The organism is Nonomuraea rosea (assembly GCF_039539705.1).
GTDB classification, from domain to species: Bacteria; Actinomycetota; Actinomycetes; order Streptosporangiales; family Streptosporangiaceae; genus Nonomuraea; species Nonomuraea rosea.
In genome coordinates, this window is record NZ_BAABDQ010000007.1 from 24,296 (window position 1) to 38,131 (window position 13,836).

Sequence of the window (13,836 nt, forward strand, 5' to 3'; positions counted from 1 at the left end):
ACACCTATAGCATAAGCTACATGGCGTGAAAGATATTCCCGACCGCCGGGCCCGCAGGAGGGCCGAGACGCAGGCCGAGATCCTCGGCATCGCGCTCGGCGTGATGGCGGAGGAGGGGGTCGCGGGGCTGAGCCTGGCGGCCGTGGCCAGGCGGCTGGGCATCCGGCCGCCCTCGCTGTACAAGTACTTCCCGTCCAGGAACGCGGTCTACGACGCGCTGTTCAAGCTGGGGCAGGAGGGATATCTGGCCGCCGTCACGGGCCCCTCCACCCCGGGGCTGGCGGGCATGGGGGCGGCGCTGGAGGCGGGGGCCCGCTGGATCATGGGCAACCAGGTGCTGGCGCAGCTGCTGTTCTGGCGGCCGGTGCCGGGGTTCGCGCCGTCGCCCGGGTCGTACGCGCCCGCGCTGGCCGTCCACGAGCACTTCGCCACGCTGATCGGGCAGGCCGTCGGACGCGGCGAGCTGCATCCGGACGCGGCGAGCGAGGAAGGGCTCGACCTGGCCGCCGCCCTGATCGCCGGGCTGATCTCCCAGCAGCTCAGCAACCAGCCCGAGGCCGGCTACGAGGACGGGCGCTTCACCCGGTGGGTGCCGCGCCTGCCGGAGGTGTTCGCGGGAGTATACCCGCCGCCGTGAGCTGCTCCGCGACAGGCGGCGCGCCGCACCGGTTGTCGATCTCCAGATACGGTACGGCCGGCGGCTCGTCCACCCGGATGTTCCGCAGATAGTCCTCGAACGCCGCCAGCTTGCCCGCGTCCCTCCCCAGCCCCCTGGCCCGGAGGCGCTCGCGCAGCGTCGGGCTGTCGGAGCGGACCCACAGCAGGCGCACCGGCGGGCCGCCCAGCTCCGCCGCCCACCGCGCCCACCTGGCCGGGTCGTGCACCTGGGCGGTGAACGGGCCGTCGAGCAGCACCGGGCAGCCGTGCGCGCGGATCTGCCCGGCGAGCCTGGTCAGGCCGGCGTATTCGTGCCGTTTGACGTGTTCGTCGTACCAGGGGCCCTCGCGCTCGCCCGGCGGCCTGCCGTGCGCGTCCAGGACCGCCGCCACGAAGTCGCCGTACACGGTGTCCTTGTCCAGCAGGGCCGGCGCGGGGGAGAGGCGGGCGAGCAGGGCCGCCGCGACCGTGGACTTGCCCGCGCCCGGCGGACCGCTGATCACCCACACTGTGCTCACGCGCTCCACCCTAGGGAGCGTGTACGCGGATCTGCGTACACGGGTGCCTCGTCTGAGCGGACGACCCGCGCGCCGCCGGCGGCCAGACTCCTGCCCATGCTGACCGTGTTGACCAGGGCGTTCCGGGTGCCGGAGCTCCGCAGGAAATTGCTGTTCACGCTGGGCATGATCGGCCTGTTCCGGCTGGGGCAGGTCATGCCCGCGCCCGGGGTGGACGTCGTGGCGGTACGGGAGTGCGTCGGCTCGGCCAGCGGCGGGCTGTTCGACATGGCGCAGATGCTCAGCGGCGGCGCGATGCTGCAGCTGTCGGTGTTCGCGCTGGGCGTCATGCCGTACATCACGGCGAGCATCGTCATGCAGCTCCTCGCCGTGACGGTGCCCCGGCTGGAGCGGCTCAGGAAGGAGGGCCAGGAGGGCCAGGCGAAGATCACCCAGTACACGCGCTATCTGACCGTCGGGCTCTCCCTGCTCAACGCCGGCACGGTCGTCGCGCTGGCCCGCGCCGGCCAGCTGCTGCCGGGGTGCGCCCGGCCGCTGCTGCGCGACGACGGCCTGCTGGCCGTGACGGTGATCGTGGTGACCATGGTCGCGGGGGCGTGCGTGGTCATGTGGCTGGGGGAGCAGATCACCGACCGGGGGATCGGGAACGGCATGTCGATCCTGATGTTCACGCAGGTCGTGGCCGTCTTTCCGTCGTACATGTCCAAGATTTTCGTGCTGAGTCCGGCCAGTTTCGTGGTGATGCTCGTGGCCGGGCTGTTCCTGGTGGCGGCCGTGGTGTTCGTGGAGCAGGCGCAGCGGCGCATCCCCGTGCAGTACGCCAAGCGGATGGTGGGCGGGCGGACGTACGGAAGCAGCACGTACATCCCGCTGAAGGTGAACCAGGCGGGGATCGTGCCGGTCATCTTCACCAGCTCGCTGCTCTACCTGCCGACGGTGGTGTCGCCGATGCTCGGGGACGAGGCAGGGGGATGGGTCGCGCGCAACCTCACCACGGGGACGCATCCGCTCTACATGACGGTGTACGTGCTCATGATCGTCGCCTTCGCCTACTTCTACGTGTCGATCACCTTCAATCCGGTGGAGGTGGCGGACGGCCTGCGGCGTTACGGCGGGTTCGTCCCGGGGATGCGGCCTGGGCGGGCCACGGCTGCCTACCTGGCGTTCGTGCTGTCCCGGCTGACCGCTTCCGGGGCCCTCTACCTGGGGGCGCTGGCGCTGCTGCCGCTGGTGGCGTTCGCGATCCTGCGTGATCCCGGCACCCAGCAGAACTTCCCGTTCGGGGGGACCAGCGTGCTGATCATGGTGGGGGTCGGGCTCGACACCGTGAAGCAGATCGAGGCCCAGCTGCAGCAGCGCAACTACGAGGGGTTCCTCAAGTAGGCGCGCTCAAAGGGTGTCTCGATCCCCTTGGCGAACTTGCGGGGACGTCAGGACGGGACGCCGAGCGCCGCGCCGAAGACCCGCCGCGGACCTCGGGCAGGCGCGGTCAGGAGGGCACGCTCAGCCCGGCTCTCATGGCGAACACCACGAGCTGGGCCCGGTCCCTGGCACGCAGCTTGACCATGGCGCGGCTGACGTGGGTGCGCACCGTGTCGGGGCTGATCACCAGCTCTTTGGCGATCTCCTCGTTGGACCTGCCGGTGGCCACCCACGCCACCAGCTCCCGCTCGCGCGGGGTGAGGGTCTCGATGCCCTCGACCGGCTCGGTGCCGTGCCGGCCGAACATCCCGATGACCTTCCTGGTGATCGACGGCGACAGCAGGGCCTCGCCCGCGGCCACCACGCGCACGGCGTTGACCAGCTCGTCGGGGGCGCTGTCCTTGAGCACGAAGCCGCTGGCCCCGGCTTGGAGGGCGGCGAAGACGTACTCGTCCACGGCGAATGTCGTCACCACGACGATGCGGGTGCCGCGCAGCCCGGAGTCGTCGGCGATGGCCCGCAGCGTGGCCAGGCCGTCCATGCCGGGCATGCGGATGTCGAGCAGGAGCACGTCGGGGCGGGTGCGGCGGATCAACGCGAGCGCCGCCGCGCCGTCGGCCGCCTCGCCGACGCACTCCATGCCCCGCTCCCGCTCCAGCAACGCCCGCAGCCCCATCCGCACGACCGCCTGATCGTCGGCGATGGCCACCCTGATCGCACCTTCCGCCGACAGCCCACCGTCGGATGGAGCCGGCTCATCGCCGGGCACGTCCGGCCTGCGGGCACCGGTCGCGACTGTGCCAGGATCGCCGAGGGTGCTGGGCCTGCGGGTGCCGGACGCGGCCGGGCCGGGGTCACCGGGCGCGGTCACGCCGGGGCCTGCGGGAATGTGGCCACCACCCGGAAGCCGCCGCCTTCGCGTGGCCCGGCGGTGAGGTGGCCGCCGGCTTCGGTGACTCGGGCGCGCATCCCGGTCAGGCCGCGCCCTTCGCCGGCGCCCGTCCAGCCCGCGCCGCGGTCGGCGATCTCCAGCACGAACGCGCGGGGATCGCCGCCCACGCGTACGAGGGCTCGCGTCGGGCCGGCATGCCGCAGCACATTGGTGAGCGACTCGCGCACCACGCGGTAGACGGCGCCCTGGAGATGGGCGGGCACGACGAGGGCGGGGGGCTCGACGTCCACCGGCAGGCCGGCCGCCCGCACGCCGTCGATGAGGCTCGGCAGGTCGCCGCCCGGCGGGTCGATGCCGTCGAGCGCCGCCCTGAGGTGGGCGAGCGCCGTCGTGCTGGTCTCCCTGATCGCCCGCAGCGAGGCCCGCGTCTGCTCGGGGTCGTCGTCGAAGGTGACCAGCGCGATCCCGGCCTGCATGGCGATGGCCGCCAGCCCATGCCCGGCCGCGTCGTGCACCTCACCGGCGATCCTGGCCCGCTCCACCGCGACCACGTCCACCGCAACCGGACCCGGCCGCGACGCGACGGCGTCTGCGGCGATCGGCTCCCACCGCGGTGCGACGGCGTCTGCGGTGACGGGGTCCACTCGCGGTGCGTCCGCGTCTGTGGCCCCGAGGTCCCGCGAAGCTGGGGCCGGGTCGAGGGTCGGGGTGGGGTGGTGGGCGGTGTCCGGGTGTGCGGGGCGGACGGTCGTGAGCCGGGCGGGCCGGCCGGCCGGGATGCCCCAGGCTGCGGGCGGTGCCCAGCGCGCACCGGGATCAGCGGACTCCGCCGGGAGGCGCGCAGCCGGTGCCGGGAAGCCCGTGGATTCCGCGGAGCGGCCTGCAGGCGGTGCCAGGAAGGCCGTGGATTCGGCTGAGCGGCTCGCAGGCGGAGCCAGGAGGCTTGCGGACTCGGCGGCGACGGCGACCTGTGGGGGCTCGGCGTCCGCGGCGGCCGCTGCCGCGGCGGCGCGGGCCTGGGCGAGGCCGTTGAACGACCACGGGACGGCCAGCCAGCCGGCCCAGGCCAGCATCAGGACGACGGGTACGTCGCCCAGCCGGGTCAGGCGCGTCAGCGTGGCGCGCGACCGGCGCAGGCGACCGCGGGGAGACGTGTCCCCATGAGGGTGCCCATGACGGTCCTCATGCATCTCTCCATGACCGTGCCCATGCGCATGAAGGTGCCCATGCGTGTCCCCGGGTGTTTCCCGGCGCGTGTGCTGCGTGCCCATCCCTACCCGCTCAGGCTCGTGTAGCCCCGATCCTAGCGAGCTTTCACACGCTGCGGCTCGACCGCGTCCCGTCCAGTCCCCAAGAGATGATCTTGGAAGGCGTGACGATCTCTCTTGAGAAGAACGGCACCGGCGGCTCGGCGTCGGTCAGGGCCACCGCAGTGCCGCGGATCTCGATCCCCCGCGCGACCCAGGGATCGACCGAGGCCAGGTCGTCCACGACGAACGAGACCGTGCTCCCCGCCTGGACGTTCCGGAACTTCTTCGACGCGCCCATGGCGTGCCCGCCGATGGTGAGCACGCCGGTGTCCGCGTCGACGAAGAAGGCGGTCGGGTTGTTCTGCGCCTGCCCGTCGGGCGAGACCGTGGCCAGGCGCCCGAGGCGTTGCGTAGCCAGATAGTCCAGTTCGGCCGCTGTGAAGGTCATGCGCCCGATTCTGCAACCTCGACCGCGGTTGAGGTCAAGCGAGACCGGCGGTCAGCCAGCGCAGCGGGTTGCCGTTCGTGAGCAGGCGGATCACGTCCTCGCCGGTGCCCGCCTCGCGCAGGCGCGGCAGCAGCGCGTGGAAGAGCCGGGCGTAGCCGGGCCCGCCGTACCGCTGGACCTGCGCCACCCGGCTCAGCCCCGTGCTGATCAGCAGGCGCTCGGCGTGGCCGTCCTCGATGAGTCCGAGCGCGAGCTTGGCCGCCTGCTCGGCGCCGAGGCCGAGGACGTTCAGGTTCACGTACGCGCCCGCTTCGGCGATCTTCCTGGCGGCGCCCAGGTCGGTGCCCGCGTAGCTGACGGCCACCCGGGAGCCCGGCAGGTTCTCGCCGAGCACGATCTCCAGGACGGCCAGGGCGTTCGCGCCGTGGGTGGCGACGGGCAGACGGGAGCTCAGGCCGGCGCGGGCGGCGGCGACCAGGCAGCGCTCCTCGCGTGCCGTGGGCTCGGCGCCCCAGCAGCCGACCTCGCCGATCACACCGGGGAACACCCCCGTGCCGTCCACGCCGCTGAGGATCTCCTCCATCAGCCGGGCGGTGAGGGTGTCGGCGTCCTCGTCGCCGAGGTTCGTGAACGGCTCGGCGTACAGGCCGGTCGAGGCCATCACCGGCACCCGGCTGCCCGCGGCGATGCGGGCCAGGGCGGCGGCGTCACGGCCCATGCCGAGACAGGTCAGATCGACCACCAGGCCGAGCTCGTCGGACTTGCGGAGCTCACGCAGCTCGGCGGCGACGGTGAATTCCTCGTCGAGCCACCGGTACGGGTCGGAGTCGATGCCGACCGCCCAGCGCATGTCGGTGCGCAGGTGCTCGTGGGGGAGAATGGCACCGGTGATGGCGGCCGCGCGTACGGGACCGGTTACGGTGCGGAGCAGGACCTCGGGCATAACAGACATTAACCGATGTTTGCCGGAAGAAGCCTACTCCAGCGTTAAATTTTACCGTTTGGGCGGTTTGGTGATTTGCTAGTCGTCTGCAAGTGAGCGCAGAGAGCTGCGCCGTATCCTGGGTGGCACACCGACTGCCGGGGGGAATTGTGCAGGTTCAGAGCTCCGACACCGGCGACGCCGACATGATCAAGGGGGAGGCCGCCGGGCGCTCCGACATGCCCGAGCGCCGCACGGGCATCCATGGCTGGCTCGACGGCATCAGGTCCACGCGCACGGGCGCGCTCACCTTGAAGATCGTGATCGGCGCGATCGGCGCCATCATGGTCGTGGGCGGCCTGATCATGGTGCCGTTCCCGGGTCCCGGGTGGCTGGTGGTGTTCGCGGGGCTGGCGGTGCTGGCCACGGAGTTCCACTGGGCGCGCAGGGCGCTGGAGTTCGGCAAGCAGACGCTGCACGCCTGGACGGAGTGGTACAAGCGGCAGGGCTGGACCGTCCGCATCATCGTGCTCGTCGTGACCGTGGCCGCCGCGGCCGTGATCGTCTACTTCGGGCTGCGCACGCTCGGCGTGGACGTCATCGAGATCGTCCAGCGGTTCATCTAGACCTGGTCGGTATCGCGGCCGGAATTTCGCGTTTTACTTGTCTATTCTGCGGGGCGTGATCGCCGAAATCGTCATCGCGCTGTCCTTAACGCTCTCCGCTCCGGCGGCGGTCCTCTCCACCTCGGCCGCCGCCCCGGTGGACCTGGTCCTGCCCGGCATCGGTGGCGTGAAATATCACGAGAACACCGGCGATCCGGTACGCCTAGCCGCCTACGGCCTCGGCACCAAGCGCACCTACCTGCGCTCCGCGACCGGCAACGCCTTCGCCTGGGAGAAAACGCTGTCCGAAGTGTCCGTCGCGCCGGGCAACCGGCTGACCGCGGGCGTGCCGGCGTCGTACAAGTCGGGGTATGACACCCTCGTCGTCACCGACCGCACCACCGGCAAGTCCACGAGCATCCGCACGGTGAAGAAGCCGCTGGCCGCCTCCTACGCCTCGTGGTCGCGCGACGGCAAGCAGGTCGCGCTCACCGTCGAGCAGAAGGTGAGCGGCGCCTGGCGGGTGGCCGGCTTCACCGTCGTGGACGTGGCCGCCAAGCGTGCGCGCACGGTCAAGATCTCCGGACTGAGCAGGAACGCGGGCTTCTGGTGGAGCCCGGGCGGCAACCTCGTCTCCATGTACGGCACCGGCCTGCGCGCCTACCGGGCGACCGACGGCGCGGTCGTGCGCACGTACAAGGACGTCGGCCTGCCCACGGGGCCTGAAGACTCCTTCTCCCCGTCGGGCAAGAGCCTGGCCACGTGGTGCCCGTCGCGCTTCAAGGAGCAGCTCTGCGTCGTCGACGCGGCCGGCGGCAAGATCACCCGGCGGGTGAACGTCCGGCCGGAGGCGTTGTTCGGCTGGTGGGACGAAAGCCACGTCATCGCCGTCATGCCGCGCGGCACCGCCTACCGGCTGTCGGTGCTGGACCTCACGGGCAAGGTGACGCGCGTGCTCGCGGACCTGCCCGCCAAGACGTGGGCCGCCGAGCTCTGGGTCTCCTTCACCCGGACCGCGTCATAGGTAGAGGCCGGTGCCGTGGTCGGTCTCCTGGGTGGCCACGGCGTGCAGGTCGCGCTCGCGCATCACCAGATAGACCTGCGTGTGCAGCTCCACCTCGAACTGGTCCTCCGGGTTGAACAGCACCTTGTCGCCCACCTTGACCGAGCGCACGTTCGTGCCGACGCCGCAGACCTCGCCCCACGCCAGCCGGTTGGCCAGCTTGACCGTGGCCGGGATGACGATGCCGGAGCCGCTGCGCCGCTCCTCCGCCTCCTGCTCCAACCTGATCATGACCCGGTCGTGCAGCATCTGAATCTCGAACTTGGGCTCTACCACAGGCCCAAGTTTACGAGTAGCCAGACCCTCGTGACCCGCTTACCTCCGCGGGCCGGGCGTGACAGGATAAATCCATGATCATGGCTTTCGGCGAGACGGGCTGGCAGTGGCTGAACGCTCCCCGGGAGTGGACCGCCGACGACGGCCTGAGCCTGTTCTGCGACGCCGCCACCGACCTGTGGTGCACGACGCACTACGGCTACGACAAGGACTCCGCCCACCAGTTCGGCCGGACGCTGCCCGGCGACCTGCGGCTCACGGTCACCTTCTCCGGCGACTACGCCGAGCAGTACGACCAGGCCGGGGCCATCCTCAGGATCGACGAGGCGAACTGGATCAAGGCCGGGATCGAGTACGTCGACGGCGGCTACCACCTGAGCACGGTCGTGACCAGGGGGTTCTCGGACTGGTCGGTGCTGCCGCTGGGGCGGGTCGCCGAGCGGGTGACGATCGACCTGGAGCGCGCGGGCGACGCGGTCACCGTGCGTTACGGCCTGGACGGCGAGCCGCCGCAGACCCTGCTGCGCCTGGCCTACTTCCCGCCCGGCGGGGCCGCGCTGGCCGGCGCCATGGCCGCCGCCCCCGTCGGCAAGGGCTTCGCCGTGCGCTTCAGCGACGTACGCGTCTGCGAGCTCTGAGCCGGGCGTACGCGTCTGCGAGCCGTGAGCCGGGCGGTCACGGCAGTCTGAGCTCGGCGAACACCGGCCGGTGGTCGGTGCGCCCGAGCGAGAGCACCTCGAACCTGCGCACCGCCATCCGCGAGTCCGCCAGCACGTGGTCGATCGCCACGCCGGGCAGGTTCGTCTGCGAGCCCTCCTGCGGCCAGGTGGCCAGGTAGCCGAGCCCCCGCACGTCGGCCGCGTCCCGGTAGCCGGCCGCCAGCAGGTCGCGGATCGGCAGGTGGTCGAGCGTCGCGTTGAAGTCCCCCGCCAGCACCCGCAGCGCCTTGCCGCCGCGCGGCAGCGCCTCCAGCCCGGACTGCCAGCACGGCTGCCGCCCGATCCGCTTGGGCGCGCACGGGTGCACCGAGACGATCTCGACCCGCGCCCCGCCCGGATGCTTGAGCCAGGCCCTGGCCTGCCCGAACCCGCCGATGTTGATCGTCTCGCCGGCCGTGAGCGGATGCCGCGCGTACACGGCGGATCCGCCGACCCCCGGCAACGGCCGCGACACGGCGTACGGCAGCACCTTGGAAAGGCCCGCCTCGACCAGCCGTTCCTCGGCGTCCGGGGTGAACTCCTGCAGTGTCAGCACGTCCGGCCGCAGCTTCGTGACCAGGGCCATCAGCTCCGTCGTGCCCGCCCGCCCCACCAGTAGGTTCGCCGCGAGCACCCGCAGCACCGGCCCCCCGGCGTCGGGGTTGCCGTCGGTCAGCGCGCGGGGGAGCAGCGCGGGCACCAGCGCCAGCACCGACACGAGCGCCACGGTGCCCGCCGCCCACCGCTTCAGCAGCACGGCCAGCAACACCCCCAGAACGGCCCCGAACCCCGCGTACGGCGTGTACGCCACCATCGGCACCCACGGCCAGTCCGGCTCGAACCCGCTCAGCCGCACGACCGCCCACCCGGCGAACGGCACCACCACGATCCAGCTCATCCATGTGCGCACGCCCATGTATCACCACGAAGACCGATTCGAGTTCATGAGCCCGATTCGAGTTCATGAGAAGGTGTGCACCATGCACGACGCGGAAGCCAGAGTCCTCAACGCCATCGACGCGGCGGACACCGTGCGCCTGCTGGCCGAGACCGTCAGGACTCCCAGCGTCACGGGCACCGACGCCGAGTCCGAGCTGCAGCACCGGTTCGCCGGCCTGCTCACCGAGGCGGGCATGGACGTGGACGTCTGGCAGCTCGACCTGGCCGACCTGACCGCCCGTCCCGGCTTTCCCGGCTCCGAGGCGCCCAGGGTCGAGGGGTACGGCGTCGTGGCCGTGACCCCCGGCGAAGGGCCGCCCGCGCTGGCGCTCCAAGGGCACGTGGACGTGGTGCCGACCGGCGACCTGGCCAAATGGGCGGGCAGCGACCCGTTCGCCGCCCGGATCACCGGCGACGTGCTGCGCGGCGTCCTGCACGGCAGGGGCGCCTGCGACATGAAGGCCGGGCTCGTCGCGAACCTGGCCGTGGCCAGGGCGCTGCGCGTGTCCGGGGTGCGGCTGGCCAGGCCGCTGGCCGTGCACTGCGTGATCAGCGAGGAGGACGGCGGGCTCGGCGCGTTCGCGACCCTGGCCAGGGGGCATACGGCGGAGGCCGCGGTGATCACCGAGCCCACCAGCGGCACGGTCATCACGGCCAACGCGGGGGCGCTGACGTTCCGGCTGGAGATCGCCGGGCGGGCCGCCCACGGCGCGACGCGGCACGAGGGGGTCAACGCCGTCGAGGTGTTCTGGCCGGTGTTCGAGGCGATCAGGCGGCTGGAGGCCGGCCGCAACAGGGACGTCCCCGGGCTCTTCGGGCTCGCGACGCCGTACCCGATCGAGTTCGGGACCGTGCGCGCGGGGGACTGGGCCAGCACCGTGCCCGACCTGCTGATCGCCGAGGGGCGGCTGGGGGTGCGGCTGGATGAGGACCCGGCGGCGGCGCGGGCGGCGTTCGAGGAGGCGGTGGCGGACGTCGCGGATCCCTGGCTGCGCGCGAACCCGCCGGTGGTGACGTGGCCGGGCGGTCAGTTCGCCAGCGGCCGGCTGCCCGCTGGACACGCGCTGCTGTCCGAGGTCACCGGGGCGGTCGCCGACACGACCGGCCGGCGGCCCGCGGAGTCGGCGGCGCCGTACGGGAGCGACCTGCGGCTGTACGCGGCCGGCGGGATCCCGACGCTGCACTACGGCCCGGGAGACGTGCGGTTCGCGCACGCCCCCAGGGAGCAGGTCGAGCTGGCGGAGCTGCACGAGGTCACGCGGGCACTGGCTCTGCTCGCTGTGCGCCGCTGCGGAGCACTCTGAGCAGTGAGCCGGGGCTCATCAGCGACGGCGGCGGGTCGTACAGGTTCGCCACCCGCAGGAAGCGCATCGCCAGCTCGGGATCGTGCGCCGCGGCGGCGTGGAAGCGCTCCATGTACGCGTTCACCAGGCGGATCTTCGGCGTCAGGTTGCCCTTCACACCGGGCATCCGCAGATCGCCGCCGACGGTGATCTCCCACGGCGCGTCCACCACCTTCGCGATCCTCTTGAAGAACGGCAGTGCTCCGAGGTCCGTATCGAGCAGGTTGTGGGCCTCCAGCGCGGCGACGGTCATGCCCTGGCCGTACAGGGGGTTGAACGCGCAGACGGCGTCCCCCGTCACGAGCAGGCCCTCGGGGAAGCGGGTCAGCCGCTCGTAGTGCCGCCTGATGGCGGCCGGATTGCGGTACGTGCGCGGCTCCCCGATCGGCTCGGCGAACCTGACCAGGCCGTACAGGTCGGGGGCCGGGAGCGTGGCCGCGAAGTGGGCGAACTCGGACAGGCCCAGGCCGGGAGCCTCGCCGTACCCGGCCAGGGTGACGATCCAGCGGTCGTCCTCCAGCGCGAGCGCGACCCCGCCGCGCGGCGACTCGGGCGTGGGCGCGATGATGACGATCAGGTCCCCGTCGAGGTCTTCCGGCTTGCGGCGGAACTCGCGCGTGCCGTACCGCAGGTCGATCACCACCCGCTCCTCCTCCGGCTGCGGGTAGCCCAGCTCGCCGAGCCAGAACGGGGTGCGCGAGCCCCGTCCGCTCGCGTCCACGACGAGGTCGGCCGGAACGGGCTCTCCGTCGGCGAGCCGGATCCCCGTGACGCGGCCCTCCTGGGACAGCAGGCCGGTGGCGATCCTGTTCTGCATCAGCCGCACGCCGGGCAGGGCGCCGACCCGGCGCCGCACCTGGCCTTCGAGCAGCGGCCGGCTGACGAGCAGCCCGGCCAGGCCGCTTTCGCCGCGGGCCAGGCGCTGCCCGGCGTGGATGTGGCGGGCGTACCGCTGCATGTCGCCCCTGATCGCCCCCTGCGCGACCAGCTCGGCGGAGATGCCGGGCAGCAGCTCGTCCATGATCTCGCGGCCCTTGGCGAGCAGCCCGTGCGCGTGTCGGCTCTGCGCCACGCCCCTCCGATGGGCGTCCACGCTGGGCAGTGTGTCGCGGTCGAGCACCGTGACCCGGGCGAACCGGCGGTGCAGGGCGGCGGCGGACAACAGCCCGGACATGCTCGCGCCGATGATGACGGCGTGGTCCATGATGAATTTCCCCCTGTGAAGACGCTGTGAAGACGCTGTGAAGACGCTGTGCTGACCCCTGTGAAAAGTGACTCTTCGGCAGAGGGTCGCTGGGGGGCCGGGTTCCTTCCACGTCCTTTGGCACGCATCGCCCGCAGGGAATTGGACTATAGTCCGGATAATGCTGGAATCGCCGCTGGAGCTGCTGGTCGGACGCCCGGTGCAGGAGCGCGCCGACGCGGCGCGCAACAGGGAGAAGGTGCTGGCCGCCGCCGCCCGCCTGTTCGCGGAGAAGGGCGTGGAGGGGGTCTCGATGGACGCCATCGCCGCCGAGGCGGGCGTCGGCAAGGGCACGCTCTTCCGAAGATTCGGCGATAAATCAGGACTCGCGGTGGCGCTCCTGGACGCGCGCGAAAGCGAGCTGCAGCAGCGCATCCTGTCCGGCCCGCCGCCGCTCGGCCCGGGGGCCCCCGCGGCCGGGCGCCTGGCCGCGTTCACCGCCGCCTACCTGGACTACCTGTTCGCCCACCTCGACCTGGTACGCCTGTCGGAGACGGCCAGCCCGGGCGCCCGCTACCGCATCGGGGCCTACCGCTTCTGGCATCGGCACGTGGCCATCCTGCTCGCCGAGTCCTGCCCGGGCCGCGACGCCGACGTTCTCGCCCACACCCTGCTGGCCGCCATGGGGGCGGAGGCGGCGGGCGTGCTGAAGGAGCAGTACGGCCAGGCCAGAGCCGCCGCGGGCATCACGGCCCTGGTCGCCGCCCTGACGGGCTAGGCGGAGGCCGGCACGCGGCGGCGGGCCTCCGGGACGATGAGCGGCGTGCCCGACTGCGGATCCTGGATGATCTCGCAGCGCAGGTCGAACACCTGGCGCACCAGATCAGGGGTGACGATCTCGGTCGGGTCGCCCTCCGCCACGATCTCGCCGTCCCGCATCACGATCAGGTGGGTGGCGTACCTGCACGCCTGGTTCAGGTCGTGCAGCACGGCCACCATGGTCCGGCCGGCCTCGTGCAGGTCGGCGCAGAGGTCCAGCACCTCGATCTGGTGGGAGATGTCCAGGAACGTGGTCGGCTCGTCGAGCAGCAGGATCGGCGTCTCCTGCGCCAGCGCCATGGCCAGCCACACCCGCTGCCGCTGCCCTCCCGACAGCTCGTCCACGATCCGGTCGGCCAGCTCCGCCACGTCGGTCGCCCGCATGGCCTCGTCCACCGCCGCCTCGTCGGTCTTCGACCACTGCCGCATCAGCCGCTGGTGCGGGTAGCGGCCGCGGGCCACCAGGTCGGCCACGGTGATCCCGTCGGGCACGATCGAGCTCTGCGGGAGCAGGCCCAGCCGGCGCGCGACCTCCTTCGACGGCAGCGCGGTGATCACGCTGCCGTCCAGGTGCACGGCCCCCGTTCTGGGCTTGAGCATCCTGGCCAGGGCGCGCAGCAGGGTGGACTTGCCGCAGGCGTTCGGGCCGATGATCACGGTGAAGGACTCGTCCGGGATCGCCACGCTGAGGTCGGTGGCCACGACGCGCTGGTCGTAGGCGAGGGTCAGGTCGGTGCCTGACAGTCGGGCGGTGGCCATCAAAAGGGTCCTTTCACGGAGTTCTGGTCGTCAGTGTGGTCT

The 13,836-nt window shown here is 72.0% G+C and carries 16 protein-coding genes; 7 read left to right on the forward strand and 9 right to left on the reverse strand.

Annotated elements, in window-relative coordinates:
• Positions 1-25 precede the first annotated feature (25 nt).
• A complete protein-coding gene (locus ABEA43_RS18435; RefSeq protein ID WP_345563283.1) occupies positions 26-637 on the forward strand; it encodes a TetR/AcrR family transcriptional regulator in 612 nt (203 codons plus the stop codon).
• On the opposite strand, the gene ABEA43_RS18440 is transcribed toward ABEA43_RS18435, so the two are convergent.
• Entirely contained in the window at positions 579-1,175 is a 597-nt protein-coding gene (locus ABEA43_RS18440; protein ID WP_345563284.1) for a P-loop nucleotide/nucleoside kinase family protein, read from the reverse strand. The two genes, ABEA43_RS18435 and ABEA43_RS18440, sit on opposite strands and share 59 nt — an antisense overlap.
• Before the next feature lie 96 nt (positions 1,176-1,271).
• On the opposite strand from ABEA43_RS18440, the gene secY reads away from it, so the two are divergent.
• On the forward strand, positions 1,272-2,558 hold the full coding sequence (gene secY, locus ABEA43_RS18445; protein WP_345563285.1) for a preprotein translocase subunit SecY: 1,287 nt from the start codon (positions 1,272-1,274) through the stop codon (positions 2,556-2,558).
• 106 nt (positions 2,559-2,664) lie between these two features.
• Here secY and ABEA43_RS18450 read toward each other — a convergent pair whose 3' ends face one another.
• From ABEA43_RS18450 to ABEA43_RS18465, 4 genes are all read right to left on the reverse strand, one after another.
• The gene (locus ABEA43_RS18450) at positions 2,665-3,312 is read right to left on the reverse strand and encodes a response regulator (protein ID WP_345563832.1); all 648 of its coding nucleotides are present in this window, start codon (positions 3,310-3,312) and stop codon (positions 2,665-2,667) included.
• Between the two features lie 152 nt (positions 3,313-3,464).
• Complete coding sequence (locus tag ABEA43_RS18455; protein ID WP_345563286.1) at positions 3,465-4,679, reverse strand: histidine kinase; 1,215 nt, start codon at positions 4,677-4,679, stop codon at positions 3,465-3,467.
• 124 nt (positions 4,680-4,803) lie between these two features.
• Entirely contained in the window at positions 4,804-5,187 is a 384-nt protein-coding gene (locus ABEA43_RS18460) for a PPOX class F420-dependent oxidoreductase (protein ID WP_345563288.1), read from the reverse strand.
• Positions 5,188-5,221: 34 nt separating this feature from the next.
• Complete coding sequence (locus ABEA43_RS18465) at positions 5,222-6,139, reverse strand: phosphotriesterase family protein (RefSeq protein ID WP_345563289.1); 918 nt, start codon at positions 6,137-6,139, stop codon at positions 5,222-5,224.
• Positions 6,140-6,279: 140 nt separating this feature from the next.
• On the opposite strand from ABEA43_RS18465, the gene ABEA43_RS18470 reads away from it, so the two are divergent.
• Together ABEA43_RS18470 and ABEA43_RS18475 are read left to right on the forward strand one after the other, a co-directional pair.
• Positions 6,280-6,735 carry a TIGR02611 family protein gene (locus ABEA43_RS18470; protein WP_345563290.1) on the forward strand — a complete coding sequence of 152 codons (456 nt, stop codon included), beginning with the start codon at positions 6,280-6,282 and terminating at the stop codon, positions 6,733-6,735.
• A 55-nt stretch (positions 6,736-6,790) separates the two neighbouring features.
• Complete coding sequence (locus ABEA43_RS18475) at positions 6,791-7,738, forward strand: TolB-like translocation protein (protein ID WP_345563292.1); 948 nt, start codon at positions 6,791-6,793, stop codon at positions 7,736-7,738.
• Here the strand turns inward: ABEA43_RS18475 and ABEA43_RS18480 are convergent.
• A complete protein-coding gene (locus tag ABEA43_RS18480) occupies positions 7,733-8,053 on the reverse strand; it encodes a GroES family chaperonin (RefSeq protein ID WP_345563294.1) in 321 nt (106 codons plus the stop codon). The genes ABEA43_RS18475 and ABEA43_RS18480 overlap by 6 nt on opposite strands.
• 74 nt (positions 8,054-8,127) lie before the next feature.
• Here ABEA43_RS18480 and ABEA43_RS18485 point away from each other — a divergent pair, with 74 nt between their 5' ends.
• The gene (locus ABEA43_RS18485; RefSeq protein WP_345563295.1) at positions 8,128-8,691 is read left to right on the forward strand and encodes a DUF1349 domain-containing protein; all 564 of its coding nucleotides are present in this window, start codon (positions 8,128-8,130) and stop codon (positions 8,689-8,691) included.
• A 37-nt stretch (positions 8,692-8,728) separates the two neighbouring features.
• Here ABEA43_RS18485 and ABEA43_RS18490 read toward each other — a convergent pair whose 3' ends face one another.
• Positions 8,729-9,667, reverse strand: a complete 939-nt coding sequence (locus ABEA43_RS18490; RefSeq protein WP_345563297.1) for an endonuclease/exonuclease/phosphatase family protein — start codon at positions 9,665-9,667, stop codon at positions 8,729-8,731.
• 64 nt (positions 9,668-9,731) lie between these two features.
• On the opposite strand from ABEA43_RS18490, the gene ABEA43_RS18495 reads away from it, so the two are divergent.
• Positions 9,732-10,994 carry a M20/M25/M40 family metallo-hydrolase gene (locus ABEA43_RS18495; RefSeq protein WP_345563299.1) on the forward strand — a complete coding sequence of 421 codons (1,263 nt, stop codon included), beginning with the start codon at positions 9,732-9,734 and terminating at the stop codon, positions 10,992-10,994.
• On the opposite strand, the gene ABEA43_RS18500 is transcribed toward ABEA43_RS18495, so the two are convergent.
• The gene (locus ABEA43_RS18500) at positions 10,945-12,237 is read right to left on the reverse strand and encodes an FAD-dependent oxidoreductase (protein ID WP_345563300.1); all 1,293 of its coding nucleotides are present in this window, start codon (positions 12,235-12,237) and stop codon (positions 10,945-10,947) included. The two genes, ABEA43_RS18495 and ABEA43_RS18500, sit on opposite strands and share 50 nt — an antisense overlap.
• A 160-nt stretch (positions 12,238-12,397) precedes the next feature.
• Here ABEA43_RS18500 and ABEA43_RS18505 point away from each other — a divergent pair, with 160 nt between their 5' ends.
• Positions 12,398-12,994: a TetR/AcrR family transcriptional regulator gene (locus ABEA43_RS18505; protein ID WP_345563301.1), complete on the forward strand. Its 597-nt coding sequence runs from the start codon at positions 12,398-12,400 to the stop codon at positions 12,992-12,994.
• Here ABEA43_RS18505 and ABEA43_RS18510 read toward each other — a convergent pair.
• On the reverse strand, positions 12,991-13,794 hold the full coding sequence (locus ABEA43_RS18510) for an ABC transporter ATP-binding protein (RefSeq protein WP_345563302.1): 804 nt from the start codon (positions 13,792-13,794) through the stop codon (positions 12,991-12,993). The two genes, ABEA43_RS18505 and ABEA43_RS18510, sit on opposite strands and share 4 nt — an antisense overlap.
• Positions 13,795-13,836 lie beyond the last annotated feature (42 nt).

Bases quoted from the DNA above. Each gene is read 5' to 3' on its own strand.
- secY (WP_345563285.1), top strand. From the start codon at position 1,272: ATGCTGACCGTGTTGACCAGGGCGTTCCGGGTGCCGGAGCTCCGCAGG.
- ABEA43_RS18485 (WP_345563295.1), top strand. From the start codon at position 8,128: ATGATCATGGCTTTCGGCGAGACGGGCTGGCAGTGGCTGAACGCTCCC.
- ABEA43_RS18505 (WP_345563301.1), top strand. From the start codon at position 12,398: ATGCTGGAATCGCCGCTGGAGCTGCTGGTCGGACGCCCGGTGCAGGAG.
- ABEA43_RS18460 (WP_345563288.1), bottom strand. From the start codon at position 5,187: ATGACCTTCACAGCGGCCGAACTGGACTATCTGGCTACGCAACGCCTC.
- ABEA43_RS18490 (WP_345563297.1), bottom strand. From the start codon at position 9,667: ATGGGCGTGCGCACATGGATGAGCTGGATCGTGGTGGTGCCGTTCGCC.
- ABEA43_RS18465 (WP_345563289.1), bottom strand. From the start codon at position 6,139: ATGTCTGTTATGCCCGAGGTCCTGCTCCGCACCGTAACCGGTCCCGTA.
- ABEA43_RS18500 (WP_345563300.1), bottom strand. From the start codon at position 12,237: ATGGACCACGCCGTCATCATCGGCGCGAGCATGTCCGGGCTGTTGTCC.
- ABEA43_RS18495 (WP_345563299.1), top strand. From the start codon at position 9,732: ATGCACGACGCGGAAGCCAGAGTCCTCAACGCCATCGACGCGGCGGAC.
- ABEA43_RS18455 (WP_345563286.1), bottom strand. From the start codon at position 4,679: ATGCATGAGGACCGTCATGGGCACCCTCATGGGGACACGTCTCCCCGC.
- ABEA43_RS18510 (WP_345563302.1), bottom strand. From the start codon at position 13,794: ATGGCCACCGCCCGACTGTCAGGCACCGACCTGACCCTCGCCTACGAC.